The sequence below is a fragment of the Sutcliffiella horikoshii genome (assembly GCF_021991925.1).
Classification (GTDB): Bacteria; Bacillota; Bacilli; order Bacillales; family Bacillaceae_I; genus Sutcliffiella_A; species Sutcliffiella_A horikoshii_F.
Genome location: NZ_RXZI01000002.1, coordinates 743158 through 769641 on the forward strand (window position 1 = coordinate 743158; position 26484 = coordinate 769641).

25 protein-coding genes and 1 pseudogene are annotated in these 26484 nt (G+C 41.5%); 15 read left to right on the forward strand and 11 right to left on the reverse strand.

Features of this window, described 5'->3' with window-relative positions:
• Positions 1–6: 6 nt before the first annotated feature.
• From EKQ44_RS08975 to EKQ44_RS08990, 4 genes are read right to left on the reverse strand one after another with little or no spacing between them, the layout of a single operon-like run.
• Positions 7–819, reverse strand: a complete 813-nt coding sequence (locus tag EKQ44_RS08975; protein WP_237663196.1) for a hypothetical protein — start codon at positions 817–819, stop codon at positions 7–9.
• Complete coding sequence (locus EKQ44_RS08980; RefSeq protein ID WP_237663197.1) at positions 773–1378, reverse strand: RNA polymerase sigma factor; 606 nt, start codon at positions 1376–1378, stop codon at positions 773–775. The genes EKQ44_RS08975 and EKQ44_RS08980 overlap by 47 nt, the downstream gene beginning before the upstream one ends.
• Positions 1375–3663, reverse strand: a complete 2289-nt coding sequence (locus EKQ44_RS08985; protein ID WP_237663198.1) for a hypothetical protein — start codon at positions 3661–3663, stop codon at positions 1375–1377. The genes EKQ44_RS08980 and EKQ44_RS08985 overlap by 4 nt, the downstream gene beginning before the upstream one ends.
• Positions 3660–4526 carry an ATP-binding cassette domain-containing protein gene (locus EKQ44_RS08990; protein ID WP_237663199.1) on the reverse strand — a complete coding sequence of 289 codons (867 nt, stop codon included), beginning with the start codon at positions 4524–4526 and terminating at the stop codon, positions 3660–3662. The genes EKQ44_RS08985 and EKQ44_RS08990 overlap by 4 nt, the downstream gene beginning before the upstream one ends.
• A 293-nt stretch (positions 4527–4819) precedes the next feature.
• Here EKQ44_RS08990 and EKQ44_RS08995 point away from each other — a divergent pair, with 293 nt between their 5' ends.
• The 7 genes and pseudogenes from EKQ44_RS08995 to EKQ44_RS09025 all read left to right on the forward strand — a co-directional run bounded on the left by EKQ44_RS08995 (position 4820) and on the right by EKQ44_RS09025 (position 15166).
• Complete coding sequence (locus EKQ44_RS08995) at positions 4820–5839, forward strand: LacI family DNA-binding transcriptional regulator (protein ID WP_237663200.1); 1020 nt, start codon at positions 4820–4822, stop codon at positions 5837–5839.
• A gap of 114 nt (positions 5840–5953) precedes the next feature.
• Positions 5954–7264: an ABC transporter substrate-binding protein gene (locus EKQ44_RS09000; RefSeq protein ID WP_237663201.1), complete on the forward strand. Its 1311-nt coding sequence runs from the start codon at positions 5954–5956 to the stop codon at positions 7262–7264.
• 265 nt (positions 7265–7529) lie between these two features.
• Positions 7530–8414: a carbohydrate ABC transporter permease gene (locus tag EKQ44_RS09005; RefSeq protein WP_237663202.1), complete on the forward strand. Its 885-nt coding sequence runs from the start codon at positions 7530–7532 to the stop codon at positions 8412–8414.
• Between the two features lie 12 nt (positions 8415–8426).
• Positions 8427–9257, forward strand: coding sequence for a carbohydrate ABC transporter permease (locus EKQ44_RS09010; RefSeq protein WP_237663203.1), 831 nt, complete (start codon positions 8427–8429; stop codon positions 9255–9257).
• Between the two features lie 36 nt (positions 9258–9293).
• A complete protein-coding gene (locus EKQ44_RS09015; RefSeq protein WP_237663204.1) occupies positions 9294–10625 on the forward strand; it encodes a GH1 family beta-glucosidase in 1332 nt (443 codons plus the stop codon).
• 190 nt (positions 10626–10815) lie between these two features.
• Positions 10816–12154, forward strand: a pseudogene (locus EKQ44_RS09020) (glycoside hydrolase family 30 protein).
• Between the two features lie 69 nt (positions 12155–12223).
• Positions 12224–15166 (forward strand): carbohydrate binding domain-containing protein, encoded by a 2943-nt coding sequence (locus EKQ44_RS09025; protein ID WP_237663205.1) that lies wholly within the window; start codon positions 12224–12226, stop codon positions 15164–15166.
• A 45-nt stretch (positions 15167–15211) separates the two neighbouring features.
• Here the strand turns inward: EKQ44_RS09025 and EKQ44_RS09030 are convergent, their stop codons facing one another.
• Both EKQ44_RS09030 and EKQ44_RS09035 read right to left on the reverse strand, forming a co-directional pair.
• Positions 15212–15607 carry a hypothetical protein gene (locus tag EKQ44_RS09030; protein ID WP_237663206.1) on the reverse strand — a complete coding sequence of 132 codons (396 nt, stop codon included), beginning with the start codon at positions 15605–15607 and terminating at the stop codon, positions 15212–15214.
• 76 nt (positions 15608–15683) lie between these two features.
• Positions 15684–16535, reverse strand: a complete 852-nt coding sequence (locus EKQ44_RS09035; RefSeq protein ID WP_237663207.1) for an SDR family oxidoreductase — start codon at positions 16533–16535, stop codon at positions 15684–15686.
• A 159-nt stretch (positions 16536–16694) separates the two neighbouring features.
• On the opposite strand from EKQ44_RS09035, the gene EKQ44_RS09040 reads away from it, so the two are divergent.
• Positions 16695–17306 carry a DedA family protein gene (locus tag EKQ44_RS09040; protein ID WP_237663208.1) on the forward strand — a complete coding sequence of 204 codons (612 nt, stop codon included), beginning with the start codon at positions 16695–16697 and terminating at the stop codon, positions 17304–17306.
• 51 nt (positions 17307–17357) lie between these two features.
• Positions 17358–17990, forward strand: coding sequence for an SIMPL domain-containing protein (locus tag EKQ44_RS09045; RefSeq protein ID WP_237663209.1), 633 nt, complete (start codon positions 17358–17360; stop codon positions 17988–17990).
• Between the two features lie 72 nt (positions 17991–18062).
• Here the strand turns inward: EKQ44_RS09045 and EKQ44_RS09050 are convergent, their stop codons facing one another.
• Entirely contained in the window at positions 18063–18335 is a 273-nt protein-coding gene (locus EKQ44_RS09050) for an ArsR/SmtB family transcription factor (RefSeq protein ID WP_269151614.1), read from the reverse strand.
• A 252-nt stretch (positions 18336–18587) separates the two neighbouring features.
• Here EKQ44_RS09050 and EKQ44_RS09055 point away from each other — a divergent pair, with 252 nt between their 5' ends.
• Positions 18588–18977, forward strand: coding sequence for a hotdog fold thioesterase (locus EKQ44_RS09055; RefSeq protein WP_237663210.1), 390 nt, complete (start codon positions 18588–18590; stop codon positions 18975–18977).
• Positions 18978–19309: 332 nt separating this feature from the next.
• Here the strand turns inward: EKQ44_RS09055 and EKQ44_RS09060 are convergent, their stop codons facing one another.
• Entirely contained in the window at positions 19310–20020 is a 711-nt protein-coding gene (locus EKQ44_RS09060) for a DNA alkylation repair protein (RefSeq protein WP_237663211.1), read from the reverse strand.
• A gap of 77 nt (positions 20021–20097) precedes the next feature.
• Positions 20098–21285: an MFS transporter gene (locus EKQ44_RS09065; RefSeq protein ID WP_269151615.1), complete on the reverse strand. Its 1188-nt coding sequence runs from the start codon at positions 21283–21285 to the stop codon at positions 20098–20100.
• Positions 21286–21508: 223 nt separating this feature from the next.
• On the opposite strand from EKQ44_RS09065, the gene kapD reads away from it, so the two are divergent.
• Positions 21509–22132 (forward strand): 3'-5' exonuclease KapD, encoded by a 624-nt coding sequence (kapD, locus tag EKQ44_RS09070; RefSeq protein WP_237663212.1) that lies wholly within the window; start codon positions 21509–21511, stop codon positions 22130–22132.
• 44 nt (positions 22133–22176) lie between these two features.
• Here the strand turns inward: kapD and kapB are convergent, their stop codons facing one another.
• Positions 22177–22560 (reverse strand): kinase-associated lipoprotein KapB, encoded by a 384-nt coding sequence (gene kapB, locus EKQ44_RS09075; RefSeq protein WP_237663336.1) that lies wholly within the window; start codon positions 22558–22560, stop codon positions 22177–22179.
• A 92-nt stretch (positions 22561–22652) separates the two neighbouring features.
• Between kapB and EKQ44_RS09080 the strand changes: the two genes are divergently transcribed.
• The 4 genes from EKQ44_RS09080 (at position 22653) to EKQ44_RS09095 (ending at position 25244) form a co-directional block, all read left to right on the forward strand.
• On the forward strand, positions 22653–23411 hold the full coding sequence (locus EKQ44_RS09080) for a peptidylprolyl isomerase (protein WP_237663213.1): 759 nt from the start codon (positions 22653–22655) through the stop codon (positions 23409–23411).
• An 85-nt stretch (positions 23412–23496) separates the two neighbouring features.
• Positions 23497–23700, forward strand: a complete 204-nt coding sequence (locus EKQ44_RS09085) for a hypothetical protein (RefSeq protein WP_237663214.1) — start codon at positions 23497–23499, stop codon at positions 23698–23700.
• A 191-nt stretch (positions 23701–23891) separates the two neighbouring features.
• The gene (locus tag EKQ44_RS09090) at positions 23892–24473 is read left to right on the forward strand and encodes a superoxide dismutase family protein (protein ID WP_237663215.1); all 582 of its coding nucleotides are present in this window, start codon (positions 23892–23894) and stop codon (positions 24471–24473) included.
• Between the two features lie 165 nt (positions 24474–24638).
• The gene (locus tag EKQ44_RS09095; RefSeq protein ID WP_237663216.1) at positions 24639–25244 is read left to right on the forward strand and encodes a histidine phosphatase family protein; all 606 of its coding nucleotides are present in this window, start codon (positions 24639–24641) and stop codon (positions 25242–25244) included.
• Positions 25245–25283: 39 nt separating this feature from the next.
• Here EKQ44_RS09095 and EKQ44_RS09100 read toward each other — a convergent pair whose 3' ends face one another.
• Entirely contained in the window at positions 25284–26453 is a 1170-nt protein-coding gene (locus EKQ44_RS09100) for a MalY/PatB family protein (RefSeq protein ID WP_237663217.1), read from the reverse strand.
• Positions 26454–26484: the final 31 nt, after the last annotated feature.

The window sequence follows — 26484 nt, forward strand, 5'->3', positions numbered from 1 at the left end:
CTCAATCTAACGAAACATGGTTTGTAATTCCAAACTCTTCTTGTATGAAAGATATAGTAGTAATGCTCCTAGTAGAACAAATGCTCCCTGAATGCCTGCTACTTGGGTATAAGTTAATGTCATAAATGTGCCTGGTGAAGCCTGGTACATAAATGCAGCCATCATCAACCCGATCCAGCACGCCATTCCTAAGGCAAGTCCTTTTTTTACTCCTTTTCGCATCATGACATAAGCGATTATCCCATAAATAAGTAAGGCAGGTGCTATCCAGTGCAACAAAAATGGGAGTAATTTAAAGTGGTCCATATTAAAGCTTAGATAAATAGAACTGACAATCCCCATGACCATATTCATGGCCAGAATGATCACCATTCGACTTAGTAACAACAAAGCAGGTGGGAAAGGAGTGATACCTTCAATGGTGCGCATCTGCTTGTTCCATGTTTGATAGGTATAGAAAACTCCAACGAGCATGGATAGTGGAATGGCAAACTGATAAAAAAGGATTGCTTCGTTTAATATATAGTTGGATGAAAAGAGTGTAAGCATAACAAAGATTAATGTGCTTGCCACCCAAAAATGCCACTGGTAAAAGGATACTTGTGCCTTAAGTTGAGAAAGAAAGCTTGGCCTCTGGACCATTTGATAGCCAAGGTCCTCAGCAGTTTCTTTTCCAATCTCATTGAATGCAGGTTGCAAAGCAGCCAGTAATGCCTTTGTGTCCTGACTGGATGGCGTTTTGACTACATATGAAGAAAACATGTCTTTCATTTCATCTTCTAGTTGATACAGCTCTTGATCTTGATTGTGTTCCTTCATTATTCTCCGCCTCCTTTTCCGCTTCTTGAGATAATACCCCTTTAAGCTTCTTTAATGCGTGAAACAGGTTCGATTTGACCGTACCTAGAGGTAGGTCTAGGATTTCTGCGATTTCCTTCAGTTTCATATCTTGATAGAAGCGTAATGTGACCACCTGTTGTTGAGTTTCTGATAGGTTTTTCAGTGAGTTCAAAATTTCTTTTCTCGTCTCCTGCCGCTCGTATATTTCAATGACGGAAGCCTGTTGGTCTACCGTTACAGGCATTTCTTCTTTCGCAGTATCCTCTGAGCGATATTGGGCGCTCCGCCAGTAATCTTTGCAGATATTCGAGGCCACCCTATAAAGCCAAGCTTTGGGATAGGTTGGTATCTGTTTGTTCTGTAGCTGTTTCAATAACCGGATAAACGTTTCCTGCACCACGTCCTCGGCCTTTTTTGAATCCTTCAACAGCCTTTCAATATATTGATGAATGGCTACATGGTATCTATGCACAAAGGCTTCAAAGGCAGCCTGGTCACCATTGGCCATTTGTTCAAGGAGCTGTTCATCACTTATCATCGCATTCCCCCACTTTCAAACGTGCGATTCCAATAGGTCATCCACTCTTTATAAGTAAATGACTGTTTATTGTTTACTTGAATATCTTGATAAACATCTTTGAGTAACTTTTTTACCTCTTCCATATTGCCTTTTTCTATTTCTTTGGCAACCATCAAGACCACCTGGTCGCTATAGAGAAGGTGATTCGCATCGATCAGTTCATCGAATTTCTCCAGTGTCGTCTTTTCTCCCGAAGAAGACATCCAGTTAATATGAGAGACGGTCGATAGGAAGTAGAATTGAGTCCCATTGAATTGATCAAATTCTTCCCACTCAAAGTTGTAGTAATCCTTGTAAAATACAAGAAGATACGATTCGATAATAGACTTCATTACAGATTCCTCGGAATAATAGGAGGAATGGGAAGAACGGTGTCCAAAAAGCATAAAAGTCAATAGCTGTGTCTTCAAATCTGTCATGGTGTTATTTATCACGTTTCCATCAGCTATTTGAACATAGGTTTGGAGGCTATCATCAAAAAAAACCGCTTCATCAAAATGATTAAAATAATAAGTTTCAGCTCCTACAATGGTAAGAGAGGGGATGTATGCGAGTTTCATGCTATATTGCAAGTGCCCACCCAACCAACGATTGAAATAATCCTCTACCTTTGCCATGTCAGAAAGCTGTTGTTCAAGTCTATGGATGTTTTCTTCTTTGGCTATGATGGAAAAAGGCAGATTCTCCTTGCTTTCCACAAGCCCTTTATTGGATAAAAGCGTAACTCCCTTTGCATCTTTGCTTTTAAAAACCTGAGAATCGTCCGTTTCCACGAGGCTTTCATGACTCGTACTAAAAACATCTTGAGCAAAGTTTCTCAATGTCACCTTATAGTCTGAAAGCGGTAGTTGCTGGTTCAACTCGATATGACGGTTGAAATGGATGGTATTTATATATTCCTCCGTTTCCGTATCGATGGAAGTATAAATAGGATAATCACCTGGGAGGGGGTACCACCCGATATAAGACGGAAAATACATATCCTTTTTATCCAAGAAAGCGAAGTATTTTTCTTTTCCATATAACGGGCCCCACTCGTGAAGACTGCCTGAGTAGTTCACTTCCAACTTATTTATTTCGTGTTGTCCCACTTCAGGAAGCGTAATCAGGTGCTCTTTTTTTACAAAGTCCGTCTCCACCCCATTCCATATAATGGATTCCACTTCAAATGTGGGATAAAGGGAAAACCGGATGGGGAGCTCTTCTTTCTTTTTAGGTATATTCATCGTTGCATGAACGGCTATCTTGGAGTTACCAATCCGCTCCATCTCAATTGTATAACTATCCACTTCGTAAAATTCACCGACTGTATTAAGACGTTCTCCGGTTTTATTATTGTAATGATCAACCGCACCAGTTCTCAATTGATCATAGTGATCAATCCGGTCCGCCCAGAAAGTACCGTATGGGATAAAGGAGGCAAAGGTCAAAACGCTCACTACCCCAAAGAATGCCCATTTTCTTTTTTCAAAAGAAGAAATACGGTCAGTGGATGATTTAATAATCGTTATTGCGAGCAAGAAAAGGCTGAAAAAGAAAACAAATAACTGGGAATAAAATGTTTCCTTTCTTCCTAAACTGCTCCTCCAATCACTGGAATGCACACTATCCAGAAAAAACTGATTCAAATGAAAGGTCTTCAAGAAATATAACTGATACCGCTGAATGATATACCCTTCCATGAAAAAGGTACCAAACATCCATGCGCAAAACACGATGATATAGACTATCCTGTTAGAGATGAGGACAGCCAATACCATCCCTAAGGCAATGGAAACTCCATAGGACAACTGGCTTTGGATGGAAATGCGTAAGCCCTGCTCCAAAAGATAGGCAATATCTTTGCCATAGGACGCGCCTTGCCACAAAAAAGTGAAGAAGAAAAATAAAGTGAAAATACCACTGTATATAAAAAGGGATAGGTATTTTGCAAGAATGATAGATAAAAAAGAATTCGGCAAGGAATTCGTCCAATCCAATAAAACGGTCTGTTTTTCCCTCCGGATGGCAAGTACACTTGCCAGGAAGATCACGCCGAGTGAAAGCGTATGGCCGATCGCAAGAAATTCGTTATTGGCTTTAAAAAAGCTTGCGGCATATTGGCCTATATAATTGATGCTTCCCTCTTTCTGATTGATTAGCCAAATGGCCATTCCAATTCCATATAGTATAGGTGCGATAAGAAAGAACCAATTCTTGAAAATAAATCTACCTTCCAATTGCAGCTGTTTTATAAATTTCATAAGGTAGATCCTCCTAAAAGGGCGAGGTAGCCGTCCTCAAGAGTTGGTTCTAACATCTTAGCGCCATGAAACGGCTTTTCTTCCGCCAAAACCCGTGCATGTATCGTTTTATCACGATGCTCTGTACATAAAATGGTATCCTCCGCAAGGTTTTCCAAATACCCTGAGGGAACGGTCCCCTCCCAGACTTTACCACATGCTCTTTCTCTTAATTGATCGACGGTTGCATCCAAGATCAATGTGCCTTTTTGTAGCACTCCTACTTCAAAACAGCTACTTTCAATGTCTGTCACAACATGTGTGGATAGGAGGATGCTTTTGTTCAGTCCCTCTTTTGATAGAAGGTTTCGAAGACGCAACCTTTCTTCGGGATCAAGTCCAACCGTTGGTTCATCTAATATAATCAGTTTGGGATCTCCCATAAATGCCTGTGCGATCCCGACACGCTGTTTCATCCCGTGGGAAAAAGTTTTCATTTTCTCATTTGCTTTGGAGGTGAGGTTTACTTCGTGCAACCAATGTGAAACCTGTTCCCGACGTTCTTTCTTGTTTGTTACACCTTTCATCACCCCGACATAATCAAGGATTTCAATCGGTGTCAATTGCGGGTAGACATGGAAGTGTTGAGGAAGATACCCGATCATTTTTCGGACTTTTTCAGGGTGAGTATTAATAGAAAGGGAGTCTATCAGGACATCTCCCCCAGAAGGTTTCATTAATGTCGCCATGATTCGCATGAGTGTGGATTTTCCTGCACCGTTCGGACCTAACAATCCAAATATGCCTGTGGATATTTGCAAATTGATGGATGATAGCGCTTGATGTTGTTTGTATGTTTTGGATAGGTTGCGAATTTCGATCATGGTGGTGGAACCTTCTTTCGTTTTCATTCAATATAAGTTGATTGGATAAAGTTAACTCCCGTGCAGGAGTCTATCACCCTGCACTACACAAGGGGCTTCTTTCATCCTTCACTAATTATAACGAAATAGAGGGAAAAAGGTTTAAGGTCTGATGGGATTTTTAGAGAAGGATGGATTTACCATCGATTTAATCGGGAAATATCTGAATTTTCTTCTGAAAAGTAATTGACGGCGTTTGCAATATATTTTATAATTACTTTCGAAAGCGCTTTCGGTTTGAGAGAGGGAATAAAATGACAACTATTTATGATATTGCGAAAAAGACGGGTTTTTCTATCACCACTGTTTCAAAAGTACTTAACAACTATACAGATGTGAGTGAGAAAACCAAGAAAAAGATATTAGAAGCTGTAGAAGAAATGGGGTACTACCCTAACTCACATGCACGTTCATTGATGACCAAGAAGTCTTGGACCATAGGTGTGGTTTTCATGGAAAACCTAGGTGTGGGAATCAAACACCCTTTTTTCAATGCCGTAATCGAAAGTTTCAAGCAAAGAGCCGAACAGTTTAATTATGACATGCTTTTTGTTTCAAGGAACATCATCAATGAGAAAAAAAGCTATTTAGACCACTTCCAGCATAGAGGTGTAGATGGTGTGGTCGTTGTTTGTTCCATATCCGATGATCCAGAAGTGAAGAAATTGATGGAGTCACCTCTCCCAACTGTCATCATTGATATGCATAGCTCTAAGTCGAGCGTTGTTTATAGTGACAATAGCTATGGAAGTGTGTTGGCTGTAGACTATCTATACTCATTAGGACACCGGAAAATTGCACATATATATGGACATCAGGAAACATATGCAGGGACTGAGAGATTAAAAGGTTTCATTAAGGCACTGAAAAAGTATGACTTAGAGGTACCTAAATCATATTTTGTGAACGGCGGTTTCTTCTCTCTTGAGAGTGGCGAAGAGGCAATGAAGGAGTTACTGTCACTTGATGATCCCCCAACAGCTGTCTATGCTGCAGGGGACAATATGGCATTTGGTGCGATGAAAGCTATTAGGGAACATGGACTATCCGTCCCTGAAGATATATCCGTTATCGGCTATGATGATATCGAGATTGCCAAGCATATTGCACCGCCTTTAACGACCGTCAAGCAGGATATGGACCAGTTAGGCTCCACAGCAGCCGATCTGCTATTGGAGCAGATAAATGAAAAAGCTAAGATTAACAAGGCCGTTACTATCCCAGTACAATTGATGGTCAGGGAATCATGTAAGGCGATTGACATTGATGAGTGAAGAGGGGACACAAAAGTCTTCTTTTTATCCATAAATCGAAAGCGCTTTAGTAACTTTAAAGCATTTTCGAAAGCGCTTTAGTAATTTTTTACAACAAAACAGGGGGGTATTTTTGTGAAAAAGAAGCTTTTAATTCTTATCACTGCAGTTATGACGATAAGTTTATTGTCAGCTTGCAGTAACTCGTCTTCTTCTAAGAAGGCAGATTTGACTGTATGGTCATTTACGGATGAGCTACAGGAACCTATTAACGTATTTAAAGAGGAAAATGGAGTAACGGTTGATCTGACAATCATTCCAATTGAAGATTATCCAACTCGCCTACGTCCAGTATTAGAGAGCGGTCAAGGAGCTCCTGATGTATTTACTGGAGAATTGGCATTCATCAAAGATTGGGTAGAGCAAGATTATTGGGAAGACCTTTCCCAAGAGCCTTACAACGTTCAAGAATGGGGAGATGACTATATTCCTTATGTATTCGATCTAGGGAAAGATTCAGAAGGGAAAATTAAAGCGGTATCTTGGCAGACAACACCAGGTGGTATTTTCTATAGAAGAAGCATCGCTAAAGAAGTGTTAGGTACAGATGATCCTACTGAAATCGGTCAAAAAATGAGCACGATGGACGGTTTGTTTGAAGTCGGAGAAGAATTAAAATCCGCTGGATACCGTTTGTTCCCGGATGAGGGAGCGGTTCGTTGGTTTGCACAAGGTCAAGATCCACAACCTTGGGTTAACGAGGATAACGAGCTTGTCCTTACTGAAGGAAGAATCAATTACTTCGATTATGCAAAAGAATTACGTGATAAAGACTTGACTGCATTTGCTCCAGAATGGTCTCCTGCATGGTTTGCAGCAATGGATGAGCCAATCAACTACAATGCGGGATGGGAAGAAGTAGACGAGAACAGCTCTGATCAAACAGAAGTATTTGCATATGCACTACCAACTTGGGGGCTTCACAGTGTTTTGAAAACGAATACAGAAGAAACAGTTGGAGACTGGGCAGTAACAAATGGTCCAAACCCTTACTTCTGGGGCGGAACTTGGTTAGGTATTTATAAAGGTTCTGAAAACAAAGATCTTGCATGGAAGTTTGTTCAAATGATGACACATGATGAAGAGTTCTTGACTGATTGGGCTACAGAAACTGGGGATGTTCTTTCTTACTTACCAGTTACAGAAAAAATCAAGGGTGAGTTCCAAGAGCCATTCCTAGGCGGACAAAATAACTATACGTTCTTCTTAGAAGAAGCTGCAAACATCAACCCAGGTACTGTAACAAGATATGACCAACAGATTGATGGATTCTTTGGATCCATGGTTGGGGAGTATGTGGAAGGAACCAAAACGAAAGAAGAAGCAATTGAAGAGTTCTATCGTTTAGTGAAAAATGCATACCCGGATATTAAGACACCTGAATAATGCATCAAGGGATGTGGTGGGAGCTGAAATTTGGCTCCCACCCATCATTTAAAGTAAGCTCTGTTAACCGCCGCTTCGGATATACGCACTTGGCTTCGCTTATCCAGAGAGCGTGTGCTTGAGCCTCCTCGCAATGCTTCAGGAGTTTCAACCTACCGCTATCTCCCGCCGGAGTCTTCGCCATGTGCTCCAATCCAAAGCTAGATTATTTATATAACACATCATCTCTTTTATTAACAGAGTTATAAGAAAGAAGGCGATTGATTTGAAGAAAAAAGATCATTATGGATACCTGTTCATCCTCCCATTTTTTATCGTCTTTGGAATATTTAGCATTTATCCAATACTCTTAACCTTCTATTATAGTTTTACAAATTACTCCGGTATGGGAGTACCTGAGGTTGTTGGATTGGCTAACTATACAAGACTATTGACGGACAGCTACTTTCTACAGGCATTTTTTAATACTTGGTACATATGGGGAGTCAATTTCTTCTTTCAGATGCTAATTGCATTGGGGCTTGCCATTTTGTTCTCCGATATTCGCCTCAAGATGAAGGGACTAGGTTTCTTCCGTGCAGTACTTTATTTACCAAACTTGATTACCATCGCTTCGGTAGCCTTGTTGTTTGGTATTTTACTAGGATGGCATCATGGTACATTGAATCACTTATTAATGGATTTAGGACTCATTTCCAAGCCAATCAATTGGCTAAATGATCCGACGACAGCCAAGTGGTCGGTAGCACTTATAGGAGCCTGGATGTGGTTCGGTCATACGTTTATCGTTTTAATGGCTGGTATTTCAGGAATTTCGAAAGATTATTATGAAGCGGCACTTATTGATGGAGCCAATCGCTGGAAAACATTGTTCCATATTACTTTGCCTCTATTAAAGCCGATCATGTTATACATCATGATCACTTCTTTAATCGGGGGGTTGCAGATTTTCGAATTGCCGATGTTATTGACAGATGGCATGGGTGCACCGCAAGGATCTTTAAACACAATGGTTTTATATATGTATAATCAGGCATTTAAATTTAACAACTATGGATACGCCGCAGCGGTCGCATACGGATTATTCTTGATCACTTTAATTTTCTCGTTTGCAACATTTAAAGCTATGTACCGCAAAAGCATGGATTAGGAGTGAGGTAGTGTGAATAAAAGGATTTTTGTAAAAAGCATCCTATACGGGCTTTTAATATTGCTTGCGATTATTAGCTTTATCCCATTTTATATGATGATCATCAATGCAACCAGGTCTAATTCGGAAATCCTTCGTCAAGGATTTACCATGCTTCCTGGGACTTCCATCATGGAAAACTATGAGAGATTAATTAGCTTCGTCAATATTTGGCAAGGTTTCGGAAATAGTGTATTCATCGCAATTTGTGTAACGTTATTAAGTTCATACTTTTCCGCCCTGACGGCGTATGGGTTTGCAATCTATAACTTTAAAGGAAAGAATTTTCTATTCGTTTCCGTTCTAATCTTGATGATGGTACCAGGTCAGCTGGGACTGATAGGTTTTTATGACCTTAACAAAACATTAGGTACACTGGACAGCTATATTCCTTTAATCATTCCGGCAATAGCAAGTCCATTCGTTGTTTTCTTCCTACGACAATTTCTTGTCTCCACCCTGCATCCTACATTATTGGAAGCAGCCAGAATGGATGGAGCAAGTGAAATAAGAATTTTCCATACGATAGGGTTACCTATCATGATGCCTGCAGTAGCAACAATGGGTATCTTCACTTTTATCGGATCTTGGAACAACTACATTGTTCCATTGGTAGTTCTATTCAGTCCCGAAAAGTACACGTTACCTGTCATGATGGGCTTCTTGAGAGGGTCAAAGGTAGCAGAAAACCTTGGTTCCATGTATTTAGGGATTGCGATATCAGTCGTACCAATCATGATCATCTTCTTGTTCCTATCGAAATATATCATTAGCAGTATCTCAGCAGGTTCCGTAAAAGAATAACAAGTAGCAACTAGATTAATAGAAGAGGTGATCGGCATGTTAAATTTCTCAAAGGATTTTATTTTTGGAACAGCAACATCCTCCTACCAAATTGAGGGGGCGCATGATGAGGGAGGTCGTACTCCTTCCATTTGGGATACTTTTTCAAGAACACCAGGAAAAGTGTGGAATGGGGACACGGGAGATGTGGCTTGTGACCATTACCATCGTTACGAAGAAGATATCAATATCATCAAAAGCCTTGGTGTTGATTCTTATCGTCTTTCTATCGCGTGGCCGAGAATTTTCCCACAACAAGGCGTCTATAACCAAGAAGGAATGGACTTTTATAAAAAATTGGTTCAAGGATTATTGGATGCAGGCATCAAGCCGATGGTTACGCTATACCACTGGGACCTGCCAATGTGGGCGCATGAACAAGGCGGATGGGTAAACCGCGAATCTGTATCATGGTTCTTGGAGTTTGCAGAGAAGTGTTATGAAGAGTTAGATGACTTAGTTTACTCCTGGATTACGCACAATGAGCCATGGTGTGCAAGTTTCTTGAGCTACCACCTTGGCCATCATGCACCTGGACATACAAACCTTGAAGAGGGAGTAAAGGCAGCCCACCATATCCTACTTTCACATGGTGAAGCGGTAAAATTATTAAAAGGTAAATTAGGATCTTCTACACCGATTGGAATTACACTTAATCTTGCACCGGCATATGCTCCTACAGATTCAATCAATGACCAGATTGCAAGAAATAATTCTGATGGCTATGCCAATCGTTGGTTCCTAGATCCAATCTTCAAAGGCTCTTACCCGATGGATATGATCAACCTGTTTTCCAAATTGATTCATAACTTTGATTTCATTCAAAAAGGAGACTTGGAATCGATCTCAACACCATGTGACTTCTTTGGAATCAACTATTACGCAAGATCATTGGTTGAGTTTGATCCAAGCTCCCCAATGTTAAATAAAGGTGCATACTCTGATTATCCGAAAACTGGAATGGGCTGGGATATCTCTCCAAAAGAGTTCAAGGAACTGATCAGAGGACTTCGGGAGAACTATACGGACCTGCCAATCTACATTACCGAAAATGGTGCGGCATATGACGATTTGGTTGTGGATGGTTGTGTACATGATAATGAGCGTAAGGATTACGTGGAGAAGCATATCACCGCTGTGGCTGAATTGAATGAAGAAGGAATGAATATCGCAGGTTATTTCCTTTGGTCTTTATTTGATAACTTTGAATGGGCGTTTGGGTATGACAAGCGTTTCGGCATGGTATATGTGGATTTTGAAACGCAGGAGAGAATTTTGAAAGATAGCGCGAAGAGATATCAGGAGATTATTAGTTCAAGAAGTATATAATCGCGCCTTTCTCTGCGGTCAACTTGGTAACTTTTATGACTAAATCTACACACAGAACCACTCAGGATTGAGTGGTTTTTTTGAAAGGGAAATTGATTTGGCATGAACTTGGGATGATTTGGCACGAACTCGGACTGATTCGGCATCATGCCCCATTTTGGCACGAACTCAACTAAAAGGAGGTCATTTTATGAAGAATATTTCAGTTATTCAAACGAGAAAAGATGGAGATAGACCTTGGAACGAAGTAAGTGAGGTTGCTTGGAAGCAGAATGTAGATAATAACGACTCCTCGGTGGAACTTTTTCCTGAAAAACAACATCAAGAATGGTTAGGTTTCGGGGGAGCTTTTACGGAAGCGGCTGCTTATAACTGGTCGCAACTATCAGAAGCCAACAAAGATGCTATCATCAACGCCTATTTCAACAAAGAAACAGGACTTGGATATAATCTTGGTCGCACAGCGATTCACAGCAGTGATTTTGCCCTAGGGAACTATACATACGTGGAAGATGGAGATGTGACCCTGGAGTCCTTTAACATAGAGCGGGAACAAAAGTACGTTCTTCCATTTATCAAAGCAGCAGAGTCAGAAGCGAAAGAAACAATAACAATACTAGCTTCGCCTTGGAGTCCACCGGCATGGATGAAGACAAATGGGGAGATGAATAACGGCGGTAAATTATTGGACGATTACAGGGAAGCATGGGCCAATTATTATGTGAAATATGTAAAGGCAATGGAAGCGGAAGGGGTTCCGATTTGGGGGATCTCGGTGCAAAACGAACCGGAAGCAACACAAGTGTGGGATTCCTGCATTTATACAGCAGAGGAAGAACGAGATTTTGTGAAAAACTTTTTAGGTCCAATCATGGAAAAGAACGGCCTTGGCGGTAAAGAGATCATTATCTGGGACCACAACCGTGATGTGATCGTGGAGCGGGCGAAAACCGTTTTATCCGATCCTGAGGCGGCAAAATATGTGTGGGGAACAGGTAACCACTGGTATGTATCGGAGGAGTTTGAAAATTTATCAAAAGTACACGAGGCATTTCCAGACAAGCATCTATTGTTCACAGAAGGCTGTATTGAAGGTGGAGTGAAGCTTGGCGCATGGCATACAGGGGAACGTTATGCAAGGAACATCATCGGAGATATGAATAATTGGCTAGAAGGATTCATCGATTGGAATCTTGTGCTAGACACTTCAAGGTGGACCGAACCATGTAGGAAACTATTGCGATGCTCCGATAATAGCAGATACAGAAAAAGACGAGGTCCATTTTAACAGTTCTTACTATTATATTGGACATTTCAGTAAGTTCATCAAGCCAGGTGCCAAGAGGATTGCTCATGAAACGAAGCTTACAGATGTATCACTTGTGGCATTTCAAAATAAAGATGAAAGCATAGCTGTCGTTCTTTTGAATGAAACAGAAGCGACAAAAGAAACGACGATAGAGCTTGAAGGGGAGGTACTGGAGCTAGCTGTACCTGGAAGATCCATCACGACGGTTGTATTTAACTAATTACTATAGGGAGGTGATGAATTAACTCTTGAGTAAGGTAAAAAAAAATGGGGATGAGGAGGAAATAGTGTGTTAAAAAAAGGATTCACGGTCATGTTGGCAGCATACTTACTTACAACGGGATACTCTCACGTCTATTCCAATGATGCTGTAGGGGAAGGAGAGGGTAATCAAACAATGGCAGATGGAGAAAGAGATTGGCAGCTTGTGTGGGAAGATAATTTTGATGGATCTGAGTTGGATTCATCCAAGTGGTCCTATGATACCGGAAATGGATTTGTGCAGCCAGATGGCAATTACGTACCAGGCTGGGGAAATGAGGAGCTTCAATATTATCAAGAAGGTAATGTAACAATTGAGGATGGAAAGCTTGTCCTTACTGGGAAAAATGAAACGGCATCAGATGAGCGCGGAACGTACAATTACACGTCAGGCAAAGTGCATACGCAAGGTAAATTCAGTCAAAAGTACGGAAAGTTTGAGGCGAGGATCAAGCTTCCTGCGGGACAAGGCTATTGGCCTGCTTTTTGGATGATGCCAGAGAAAGACAAGTATGGCGGCTGGGCTGCATCAGGGGAAATAGATATTATGGAAGCAGCTGGTGCACGATTAAATAAAATTGGTGGTGCCATCCACTATGGTAGCCAGTGGCCTAATAATACGTACACAGCCAAGGATTACTATTTTGGCGAAGGCTCTGACATCACGGATTTTAACGTTTACTCTGTAGAGTGGGAACCTGGAGAAATCAGATGGTATGTAAATGGGGAACTATTTCAAACGTTGAATAACTGGACAAGTTTAAATGCAGAAAATGGAACGAAATTTGCTTATCCTGCACCTTTTGATCAGGAGTTCTACATTATCCTTAACCTGGCAGTTGGTGGTTGGTATGGAGGCAATCCAGATGATTCCACTGAATTTCCGGGGAAAATGGAAGTGGATTATGTAAAAGTATATGAACTGGACGAAGATCAATACCGTGAGCCTGTGGAACCTGTTTTTGAAAAAGAAGAATTACCAGATGGATCGAAGAAACCAGTGGATGGTAACTATATCTATGACACTAACTTCGAAAATGGATTTACCGAAATTAAGGATGGAACGGAAGCATTCAGTGAGGAAGGATGGAATTTTGTTCATTTGAATCAGTTTGGTGGAAATGGAAGCGCTTCAGTAGAAGATGGATTTGCCAAAATTGATATCAGTCAAGCTGGTTCCCAGCCCCATTCCATTCAGTTGATTCAGCATGTACCTGCTGGAGTAGGCAGAACGTACAAAATTAGCTTTGATGCGAAAGCTGCTTCTAACAGGAATATGAATGTTAAAGTCAGCGGTGGAGAAGCACGGGGTTGGTCACTTTATTCACCCAATTATGAAGTAGCGTTGACACCTGATCTACAAAGCTATGAATATACGTTTCAAATGCAAGCAGAGTCCGATGCCAAAGCCCGCCTGGAGTTTAATATGGGGTTGAATGCAAGTTCTGTTTCGGTTGGAAATGTGAAAGTTGAGGAAGTGGTTGCCATCGATCCATACAACGAAGACGCAGCGAAGCCACCGCTACGTAATGGCAACCATATTTATAATGGGACCTTTGACCAGGGTCGAATGGATCGGATGACATATTGGAATCTTATACTAAATGGAGCAGATGCACAAGCATATGTTGCAGAAGATACGAGAGCATTAAAAGTGGAAGTGAAAGAGAACGGATCACCTGAGTCTGTTCAACTTGTTCAAAGAGGAATTTCCATTAAAAGCAACAATGAATATACCCTTTCCTTTGATGCTAGTGCAGTGGAAGAAAGAGATATTCAGGTTGCTGTTGTAAGTAAAGATGGCAGTGAAAATTATTCCGGCTGGGAGACAATTTCCCTTTCTACATCGGGAGAGAACAAAAACTTTACTTTTCAACCAGATGCTGTAGATGATCCGGAGGCCAAGCTAGTATTCTTATTAGGCGGAAATCCTGGATCTATGACATTAGATAATGTTTCTATGTTTGCTAAGAAACTACGTGCGGATGAATTATCTTATGAAGATATTTTCCCATTGAAAAATGGAATGTTCAACTTCGGTCTTGATCATTGGAATAGCCATGTACAAGGGGTTTATGATGGACCTTCTGATGCTCAATTCGAGGTGAAAGATGGAAAAGCGGTATCAACGATTAGAAATGTAGGATGGAATCCATGGGATGTCATCTTCATGCAGGAAGGCTTGCAGATGAAGGGAGGAAATACTTATCTTGTTTCCTTTGCTGCTTCTTCCAGCTTAGAACGAAATATGGAAGTTGTTTTAGAAGACAGTTCGTATAACCGCTCTTTGTCTGAGGTGATTTCTCTTACTTCGGAGCCGACTACCCACACCTTTGAGATAACATTAGATGAAGATAAGCAACTCGGTCTTAAATATTTGCTCGGAAACGTTGCGGGGAACGAAATGGTGGATGAAGAACACCAAGTGTTCATTGATAATGTAAGAGTGGAAGTTTCAGGGGAAAGGGAGAAGCTGTTCCCTCTTAAGAATGGCGATCTTAATAAAAGCATCGAACATTGGAATTTACATGTGCAAGGTGAGTATGATGGAACTTTCAAAGCAAATGTGAAAGCGAAGGACGAACATGCCACCGTTACTGTGGAAAACCTGGGTGCTAATCCATGGGACATCATATTTTTCCAAGAAAACCTTGAGCTCTCTGGTGGTATGACTTATGAGCTACAATTGGAAACAAGATCAAATCATCCTAGAAACCTGGAAGTGGTAGTGGATAATGGAGACCCTTACTACCATAGATATTTTGAAGATGTAGTGAAAATAGGTCCAAAACCACAAACCTTTCAATTCGAATGGAAACAGCCGGAAGACGCGGAGCTGGGGCTTAAGTTCTTATTAGGAAAGATGGATGGCGTTTCTAAGAAAAAACATCACATCGACTTCCGAGAAGTGAAACTTGAAGCAAAAGGTGCCAGAGCCTTTCTTGACCAACTAGAAGGTACAGATGAATAAAAGATAACAACAAAAAGGATTACAGACACTCTGTAATCCTTTTTGTCATCCCCACCTCAAGGTGATGGTAAGATGGCAACAATCCTTCCCCTCTACTTCCGATGTCATATTAAGGTTGATACCATCTGGATTAAAACCTACTTCCACACCGGAATGCACCCCTGTTGATTCTAGTAGCTGGGCAACTTTTTCTTTATTACCTTCTTGTGCGGCGCTCATCACTTCCGAAGCGAACTCCTTGGATTCCGCTAGTTTTTGCAAGATGATGCTGGCTTCTTTCATTAATTGCTGCATGGATTCTGCCGACTCTGTGAATAGCGTGGCATCAACTTCGGGATAAACACGAACAAGGCGTCTAGGAATGATGGGGGTGTAAACCGGAAAATAAACATTTGTGGGATAATAAACAGGTCGGTGGTAAGAGCTACGATAATAAAACATGACGAACCCTCCATTTTTCAATCGGTAATGTACTATATGTACAAAGAAGGGGAATGGAGAGTTGTCATGTGAATATTTACTTTTTATCCTGACGCAATTGAGTTAGCACTATCTTCTCCCACATCTTCCAAGGCAGTATCCGTTTTGCTAATAGGGAGAGCTTCACTCCCTTACCGACCGTGTAGCGTAGGGAAGGAGTGTTTTTCATGGACGCTATCTTTAATACCAAAGCGCCCACATCGCTAGGATCTCCATAGGTTTCTCGGTCCTTTTGGAGTCTTTTATTCATGTTGGTGAAAAGCTCAAGATAGGGAGAATTATGTTTCCCTGCTTTCGAAGACATATATGTGCCTGTGGACCAAATATTGGTTTGAAAGGAGCCTGGTTCTATGAGTACCACATCTATCCCAAACTCCCTTAGTTCCAACCGAAGGCTCTCGCTGTAGCCTTCTAATGCATACTTGGAGGAAGCATAAGGGGAAAGGCCAGGAAAACCAATTAATCCACTGATCGAGCTTATATTAATGATTCTGCCCACTCCCTGTTGCCTCATTTTAGGTAGGGCCATGTTAGTGACCCTCATCACTCCAAAAAGATTTGTTTCAAGCTGATACAGGTATTCTTCATCTGTCAACTCTTCTGCAAAACCTGCTACAGCGAAACCTGCGTTGTTGATAAGCACATCAATCCGTTCGAGGGAAGGGAGGTATTGGCCGAATCTAGTCACAGACTCTTTGTCTGCAACATCCAATAGAGCAATGGATAGATGCTCTACTTCTTTTTCCGATAACCCTTCCATTAAGCCAGGCTTTTTTGCTTCATCTCTGATGGTCGCGACAACATGATACCCCGCTTTTAGGAATCTTTTGGTAAATTCTTTTCCGAAGCCCCCGGATGCTCCGGTGATAATTACAGTTTTTTTCTTCATGGGAATAAGTCTCCATTCTTCTGAGTTTAATTGGCAGCAAGTTTGCTAGTTTACCTTTTTGAAATAAAAGGAATAAAACCTATACATCGAGAATGTAATAATTATGTCTTTCTTGGGATTAGGAAGTTAAATGGGCTTCATGCAGAAAGAAGGGATCACATGGACCTGACCATTATTTTAGATATCATAAAAGATTACGGATATATAGGGTTATTTTTATGGCTTTGGTTAGGCATGTTTGGCATTCCTGTGCCGAACGAAGTGTTCGTAAGCTCCATTGGCATTGTTGCTCAGAAAGGCATCCTACAGACAACACCAGCTTTATTGACCATTTACCTTGGGGTGATAGCTAGTTTGACCACCTGTTACCTCTTGGGGCGGTGTCTCGGGGAAGGTGTGTACTCGAAACTTGAGAAGAACGAAAAGATTGAAGCCTCCTTTGCCAAAGGGGAGGAACTTTTGAATAGATATCATGTCTTTGCATTATGTATTTCCTATTTCTTGCCTGGTGTCAGAAATGTTGTCCCTTTCTTGGCCGGGTTTATGAAACTGCCATACTATCAGTTTGCCATAGCTGCCTATACTTCGGCAATTGTATGGGTCACGACGTTTTTCTTTATGGGAAGGTTGGTATGGAATCATGCACAACTCCTTGTCCTTTACAGGGTCGAACTCCTGATTAGTGCATCTATATTCCTTATCCTGTACTTTGCTTATGATTGGTATAAGAAGCAAACCGACCCAAGCTTTATTTTCCAAAAATATCGTTAACGTATATGTTAGACTGTCCCCTCATAGACTATCAATAAAAGGGTATTGGGGATGGTGGTCATCTTGCAACGAACGATGCTTGTTCAGGGAACCGCGAAGAAGGAAGTGCAACCGGATATCGCGTATCTTCAATTGGGAGTGGTGACAACCAATTCCGATGTACAACGTGCACAAGAAGAAAATAGATTGATCGCGAACAGAATGATTCAGGCACTAATCGCAGCAGGCATTCCTCAAGGAGACATTGAAACATCCTCTTATACTACTTTTCCGCGTTATGAAACAGATCCATCAGGTGAATCTGTGGTATCTGCCTATGAAGTCCGCCATATTTTCCGCATAGCAGTCAGGGATATTACAAAAGCAGGTGCCATTTTGGATGTTGCATTTGAAAATGGAGCCAATGTATCTGAGAGTGTATCTTTTGAAGTCTCCAATTATAACGAAATCTACCGTCATGTCCTGCAGCTTGCGGTTGTGGATGGTGCGAAGAAAGCACAGGCCATGGCTGTATCGCTACAAGTGTGCCTCTCTCCTGTGCCTATCAAGGTGGAAGAGGTTATTCAGCAGGTCTTTGTAGGGCCTCGTTATGCATCTTTCGCCGTTCAAGAAAAAGCGAGTACACCTATCGAGCCTCAAGAAATTACTATAACTGCGTCCGTAAATCTGGAGTATATATACTAAAAAAACAGACCGTTTCAGTTTCCATATGGGAAACAGGCGGTCTGTTTTTTACACAATGCAGTACATGAAATATTAACGGAAAATGCAACATAACTCTTCAGATAGCAGATTATCGACTTCCTTCTGATTCAACGAATAATAGCTCCACGTTCCCCGTGTTTCTTTGACGATGATTTCCGCATCCAACAAAATCTTCAGGTGGTACGAAAGTTTGGATTGGGGCATCCCGATCAGCGGAACTATATCACACACACACATGGCACCTTGCTGACATAGGATGTTCATAATGTGAAGGCGCTTCTTGTCAGCAACCGCTTTGTATTTCGATTCATATTTCTCAAACATCTTTTCCAAGGACACGTCTTGTAGAGGGACTTCTTTTTTCACTTTGTTTCACCTCTAGTACTCTCTGAAATTAATTATGTTCATTATATGCGATAGGTTAAAGGGACTCAACCAAAGAGAGTTCGCTTTCTGCAAAAAGGGGGGAAATCCATGATTAATTGGTCAGCTATGATTCCTGTTTTTATATTATTCTCTGTGTATTTTCTCTTTGCAGTAGTATTATTAAGAAATAAGCAATAAACAAGGGAGGAAATGGGAGTGGAACTAAAAGACACACTAATAGACCTACTAGGGATTGAGATTGTGGAGCTGTCAGAAGAAAGGGCGGTAGCCACGATGCCTGTGGATAAGCGGACACACCAACCATTCGGCTTGCTTCATGGTGGCGCGTCGGTTGCGCTGGCAGAGACGATTGCAAGTATCGGCACGTTCCATCTGATCGATAAGGAAACAGAAATCTGTGTAGGATTAGAAATTAACGCTAATCACTTGAAGGGTAAAAAGGAAGGAATCGTGACCGCGATTGGCACTCCGCTGCACCGTGGGAAATCGACGATGGTGTGGGACATTAAGATAGTTGATGAGGACGATGCCTTGATTTGTATTTCTCGTTGTACGATGGCAATTTTGAAGAAAAGGTAAGGGAAGAGTGACTGTATGGCTGAATGGTAGTTCCAACAAGGCATTCACCATCAATTAGGGGTACAAAGAAGAGTGCTGGGTACCCCATCTCAACTTTTTCATCAGATTGAGGTAATAATAGAGGCTTTCTATGGGACCTCTGGCTCAACAGTGGGCCTATGAAGCCGGATTTCATTGTGCTTCCAAATCTGGGACTCATAGAAGAGCTATGAACTTCGGATTTCCATACCGGCTCCACATCCGGGGCTCATAGAAAAGCTATGCCCCCGGATTTTTCTCCGGTTCCCATTCCGCGGCTCATCCGGCTTAATACTCTTGAAATAATTCCAGCTCTAACTATAACTATTCAACTTCTTCCTTTCCAAGTGTTTCAACCCTTCCCTGCGACTGAGTGGGGCCAAATCTTCCGTAGAGTTAATAAAGCGTAACACTTCCTCTGGAGCGGTTTTGGAATATTCCCTTAACGCCCAGCCAATCGCCTTCTGGATAAAAAACTCCTTAGACCCTTTTGTTGCCTCTATGTAAGAAAACAACTTCTCTTCATCTGTCTTTTCTTTGTACTTTAATTGAAAAAGAAGAGCCGATCTTTGAAGCCAGAAATTATCCGATTCTATCCATCTATCTGGATAATCGATAATACCCGTCTTCTCCCTCAGAAGGACTGCCCCGACGTGATGAGGTGCAATATGATCCACTGTGTCCCACCAGGATTTTTTAACAATCAATTCTTCCAATAAGGGAAGCCACTCAACTCCCGATTTTTTGATATGAACATCGATCATCGCTAGGGCGGAATAATGGAATTCCCGCTCAGGCTGCTCATATAGAAATGCTACTAGTGGACTGATCCATTCCAGTTCTGGTTTGCCATAGTCCCTGAAAAATTCTTTTAAGATCATTTTTCGCTTAGGGGACTTTATCCCCAAGAATGAGAAATGATTGCGCATATAATTTTCCATCGGCTTTCTGTTTGATGCATCCCCATTTGAGCGGAACAAATCCACTAACTCTTTTTGGTACCTTTCCAAGGTAATGGCTGACATACTAAAAAACCTCCCATATATCCTGTCCTTCTATTAGTAGAATACAGGATATTGGAAGGTGATGAAACCATGCCTTTTTATGATTCTGCTGTCTTCTTCGCGCTTTCCGGATGAAGGATGCTGTAAAGAAGCATTACTCCTGAGCAGAGAAAAATAAGGCTAGTGATATAAAATACGGTGGAGATCCCGTAGAATCCAGCTATTACTCCCCCCATGACCGGACCGATGACATTGCCTAAGAATCGGAAACTGACGTTGTATCCAAGTACTTCTCCTTGCATGGATAGAGGAGCGACATTCCGAATATATGCTGTCATACATGGAATCAGTCCACCCACAACCATTCCAAATAGGAACCGGAATAGAACAAGCTGCCAAAGCGAGGTGGCAAGTGCCTGTGGAATAAAGAGAATAGAGCTTGCCAACATCAAGATCACGATGACCTTATCATGGCCGATGTTATCCCCAAGTTTTCCCCAATTACGGGATGCCAATAGATTACCAAAGCCTGTGGCTGAAAAGGCGAATCCTGCAAGCAAGGCGATGTTTGCTGCAGTGCCTCCAGTCAACTCATTGACATATAAGGCAAGTAGCGGTTGGATGCTGAAATTGGCGGCTTGGATGAACATGGATAAGAACATGATCTTCAGTAACATAGGCTTTTGGATGATATATTGCAGTACTTCTTTTCGAGTGTACTGTTTTTCTTTCCTATCAGTAGAACTCTTTTTCTTTTCTTTAATACCGAATGCCACTAGAATTACTGCCAGATAAATAAGAGCTGATGTAAGGAAAAATGTGTAGGCAAAGCCGAATGAGTCTGCAAGCATCCCGCCTATCAAAGGGCCAAGGAGACCACCTGAAACCGTACCGGTCTGCAGGGTTCCTAGTGTCTTTCCTGCAATCTCTTTTGGAGCTTGTGAGGAAATCAATGCCATGGAAGTGGGAATGAAGCCGGTTGCGAGTCCCATCACCATCCGTAAAATAAACAGTCCATGAACAGAATCCACTACACTCATTAAAAGGATGCTGGTTGCAATTCCTGATCCTGTTAATAACAGGATTGGCTTATAACCATATTTATCCCCGATTCGTCCCCAGATCGGTGAAACGAAGAACGCCGTAAGGAAAGTAATTCCGAAAATGAATCCGGACCAGCGCTGTACATAGGAATCCGAGTAATTCCCAAACGTTTCAATGAATAAAGATAAGAAAGGGAGAATCATGGTAGCACTAGCAGCAACGAAAAAGTTCGCAATCCACATTATGAACAAGTTTCGTCCTGATGTTGAAATGATCGTCACCTTCTTTAAAATTTCGGATTTTAAATATTTCGTATAACTAAATAATAACCTATCCAATTAAAAAATCAACAGAACAGGCTGTATTTTTCAAAAAACGGGAAATTTGCGTGCTAAAAGTATTATTCACCATGATATAATATAGTAATAAAATTCTGAAAATTAAATAGATGAAAGGAGGGGAACGATGAAGCAAACTCCTATATACTTATTTATCGACTTTGAATTTACCATGCCGGAGAACAGAAATTACCCGAAGAATTTCTTTCCGGAAATCATCGAAGCGGGAATTGTCGTGGTGGAAAAGGATAAGATTATCGACCAATATTCGAACTACATTCGTCCCAAAGCGTTTCCGACGTTGACAAATAGATGTAAGTCCTTCTTGCATATCAGTCAAAGGGATGTTCAGGAAGGAGCATATTTCACAGAACTGATAGAGGTTTTGAACTCCTACAAGGCTCAGGAAAGAGGAACGGTTGTCACGTGGGGGAATATGGACATGAAGGTGTTGAAAAATAACTGCAAGTATCATGGGGTTTCCTTCCCGTTATCTTGTAAGCATGTTGACCTTTCCATGGAATATAAAAAATTCTTCGGTGACCAAAATCAGACTGGGTTATGGAAAGCGGTTCAAGAATATGGTAAGGAAGGAACCGGAAAACATCATCGGGCATTGGACGATGCTTTGACGACTTATAATATTTTCCGACTGGTGGAAAAGGATAAAAGTTATTTGGAAAAGCCGGAACCGACGACGATCGGGGACCGTATCGATCTTTCAAAAATAATGAATAAATACGCTCTATAAAAAGCCAAATCCCTAAGTTAGGAGATTTGGCTTTTAGTTTGCTATCAGGAAAGCTTATAGTCTCTTTTTAATGTGGAGAAGTTTTCGAGGCTTTTTTTGGCCCATAGGCTGTCATCTTCATTTAAGGCCTCTGTGGCTGCATTTATGGCCATCTTGAGTGACTCTTTATAGTCTATCACTTCTCCTGCGTAAGGTTTTACCATGTTCTTTGGAATGTTTGTTTGTTCCTGAAAGGCCAAGGCACGGCGCTCATGAAAGAGCGGAACTTCCACTTCTTTCGGTGCATGAAGGTCCCCTTGCCGAGGGTGTTTCAATACCGATTTGATTTTGACTAAATAATGCATGGGGCGGATATCCGTCACCTCCCCAATATATTTTCCAGTCTTATAAATCCCGGTTACGATGGTTCCAACCTTAATTTCCTCCATCATTAGACCCCTTTCTTCATTTATTGATGATTTTTTTTGTTATATTTAGTAATATCTTGTTAAAGCAAATAAAATAGTGGAGTGTGAAAGTTGTGAAAAAGATTATCATAATGATGATTGCGCTACTTCTTATTGTAGCAGGTTGTGGAGCAAGTACAAATGAAGAAAATGCAGGCAGTGGAAATAATGCCGGCAATGAGCAACAACAAACAGATGAAAACAATGAAGAACAGGAAAGTGAAGAGGTAGAGGTTGGCGAGTTCCAACAATTCACCAATACAAGTGAAACAATTCGTACAGTAGAAATGGAGACAACAAAAGGGAAAATTGTCATAAACCTTTATCCTGATGCTGCTCCCAAAGCAGTAGAGAATTTCATCACGCATGCAGAAAACGGTTATTATGATGGGTTGATCTTTCACCGTGTCATCGAAGATTTTATGATACAAGGCGGTGATCCGGAAGGGACAGGCAGAGGTGGAGAGAGCATTTGGGGGCAACCTTTTGAAGATGAGTTCAGTCGTGAAATGCTTCATTTCAAAGGTGCTCTTTCTATGGCAAATTCAGGTGCAAACACGAACGGCAGCCAGTTCTTCATCGTCCATGCAGATGAAGTGGCAGAGGATATGATGGAATCCATGATGAAGTCAGGTTACCCTGAGGAAGTAATTGAAATGTATGAGCAACATGGAGGGACGCCTTTCCTGGACTTCCGCCATACTGTGTTCGGACAAGTGGTGGAAGGGATGGATGTAGTGGATGCCATCGCAACAGTAGAAACTGAAAAACCCGGGGAATTAGACAAACCGGTGGAGGATGTTGTCATTGAAAAGATAACCGTAGTAAAATAAGGAAACGGACGTTAGGATTGGTCTGTGCCATGAACTTTTGTTATAATAGACAGGTTCATAACATGCGAAAGGTCGTGTGGATACGATGCTTACATCCTTTATGCTACAACTATTCTTATATTTTCCTGAAGATAAGACAGAATACATTCCAGCTGGTATTACGTTTGCGATTTTCTTCATAGCAGCCATATTCGTTTTTCGATATATATTGAAAATTTCCAAAAGAGAAAGCCAAAAGGCAAAGGCACTTGAAGAACAGCTTAGAAGAGACAAGGTAATTGAAGATTAAGCTATTTGTTTATGTTAAGGCTTGCTTGCCATTATTGGCGGGTAAGCCTATTTGTTTTGGCACCCCTTGAGGACCGCTGTTGATTTCCACCATAAAACTCTGTGATATCAACAATATCCTTTTCTCTAACATATTCCCTCCCACTTTCGGAAAAACTTTAGAAAAACGAACATATGGAGGAGTATGAGCACATGAGATTTTCCAAAACATTATCTTTTATGAGCATCCTTACTTGCCTAATGCTGGCTGGATGCTTGGAGAAGGAGATCACCGGACTTGATGTGGAAATCTTCAATGCAACTGGTGATAGCCTTGGAGTAGCCAAAGTTTCCGAAGAGCCTGACGGTGTCATGGTCAAGTTAAATCTTGAAGGGTTGCCACCCGGGGAACATGGGGTTCATATACACGAAAAAGGAGTATGTGACGCGCCGGACTTTAAGACAGCGGGTAATCACTTTAATCCAGATGACAAGCAGCATGGGCTGATGCATCCTGAAGGAGCGCATGTTGGAGATCTCCCGAATATCATCGTGGAAGATGATGGGACCGTTATAGCTGAACTGATGGCGCCTCAGGCAACGTTGGAAGATGGCAAGACCTCTCTGTTCGGTAAAGACGGGACAGCGATAATCATAACAGAAAGCTTGGATGATGGGATGACACAACCTGCTGGGGACTCAGGTGAGAGAATCGCATGTGGAGCAATTACAAAGGAAGTTGCGGAAAAAGGGAAAGTCGTAGAAGAGCCTGTGGATGAGGAAGAAAAGGAATAGAATAGGCTTTTAGGCTAGGGGCTGTCCAAAGGGATGTTGGATAGCCTTTTTTTATTGATTCTTAAAAAAACACTGTATTATTTTAGAAATATTCGTAATCATATTGACATAGTTTGTACTTTTAAGATAATTTTAAATTTATAGATAAATGAGGGGGTTGCATCTTTGGAGATACTATTAATTCGACATGGTCAGTCGGAAGCGGATATCCTCCATGTTCATGAGGGGAGAGCGGACTATCCTTTGACAGACCTGGGAAGGGAACAGGCAAAAAGGTTGGCATGTCGGTTGAATGAACATTGTCCTCCGGATATTATTTGGACGAGTACGTTAAAAAGGGCATCTGAAACGGCAACAATATTAGCGGAAGAAGTTGGATGCATGCTAATGAAGGAGCCAAACTTGATGGAATTCAATAATGGTGTTTTAGCCGGGCTTCCAAGGGAAGTCGCAGCGACCAAGTATCCATTGCCGCCTGGTGGGAGAAAGCCACATGAAAGGATTCAAAATGGAGAATCAGAAATAGAGTTCCGGATGAGGGTGGAAATGGCATTATCGAAAATCTTAGCGGAAAGCTCCGCAGTGGTCCGAATTGCGATTGTATCACACGGTGGCACGATTTCCAATTTGTTACGGGCCATATTGCAGTTGCCTGTACCTACTGATGTGAAATTTGCGACTGGTGATACAGGTATGCATATAGTAAGGAAAAATGATAATGGATTACAAATTATATCTTTGAATAATACAGAGCACTTATACAATCAATAAAGGGGCTATGCAGCAGAAATGTGCATAACCCTTATTTTTTTATTGAAGGGCCTTTTTCAGGCGCTCTAGGCCTTCCTGCAAGGTTGCCCTCGTACAGGCAACATTCATACGTACGAAACCATCCGCTTCTTTCCCAAACTTTTTTCCGGAGTCGAGGGCAAGCTTTCCTTTATGAAGAAGGCGTCGTGTCAATTCCTCATCTTCCAACCCCAGTTTCCTGCAATCAATCCAGAGGAGATAAGTTCCCTCGGGTTTAAAGGCGATAACTTCCGGAATTTCATTTTGTATGAAGGAAACGGCGATATCCATGTTTTCCTCGATATATTCCATCACTTCTTCCAGCCATTGCCCTCCATGGCGATAAGCAGCTTCCATGGCCGAAATGCCGAAAATGTTTAAGGTGAAGTGCCCTTGTCTTTTCATAAAAAACTGCAACTTTTCCCGCATGATTTGATTTGGAGTTACCATGACGGATGCTTGTAAACCAGCGATGTTAAAGGTTTTGGTAGGTGCAAGACATGTGACGGTCTGTAGGGCAATTTCTTCTGATATGGAGGCAAAGGGGGTATAGCTATTCCCTTTTAAAACGAGGTCTGCATGTATTTCATCAGCTACCACGATTATGCCATGCTCTACGCAGATTTCACCAAGTTGTTTAAGCTCTTCTTGCGTCCAAACCGTTCCACCAGGGTTATGAGGATTGCACAAAAGCAGCATCTTCACTGTACCGTCCAGCTGGGACTCAAAGTGTGCCAAATCCATATGGTAGCGGCCATCCTTATACTGCATGGGGCTAATAAGAACCTTTCGATCATTATGCTTGATCATGTCGTAAAACGGGTAATAGACGGGAGAAAAGAGGATAATCTTATCACCGGGATCAGAAAAGGCTTGAATGGTAGCACTCAGTGCCGGCACCACTCCTGAAATATAAGTGAACCATTCAGTGTTCAAGTCCCATCCGTGCCGGCCCAGAAACCAACTTTTTACTGCATCGTCCACAGAAGTAGAGATGGTCGTATAACCATAAATTCCGTGTTTTGCCTTTTCCATTATTGCCTGGGTGACTTCAATAGGTGCCTGAAAGTCCATATCGGCCACCCACATTGGTAACACATCTCCTCTACCGAAAATGTGAACCGTTTCATCCCACTTTACACTTGATGTATTCTTTCTGTTTATGTATTCATCAAAATTATAGGTTTTCATTTGTCCACTACTCCTCCATAAAGTATTCTCA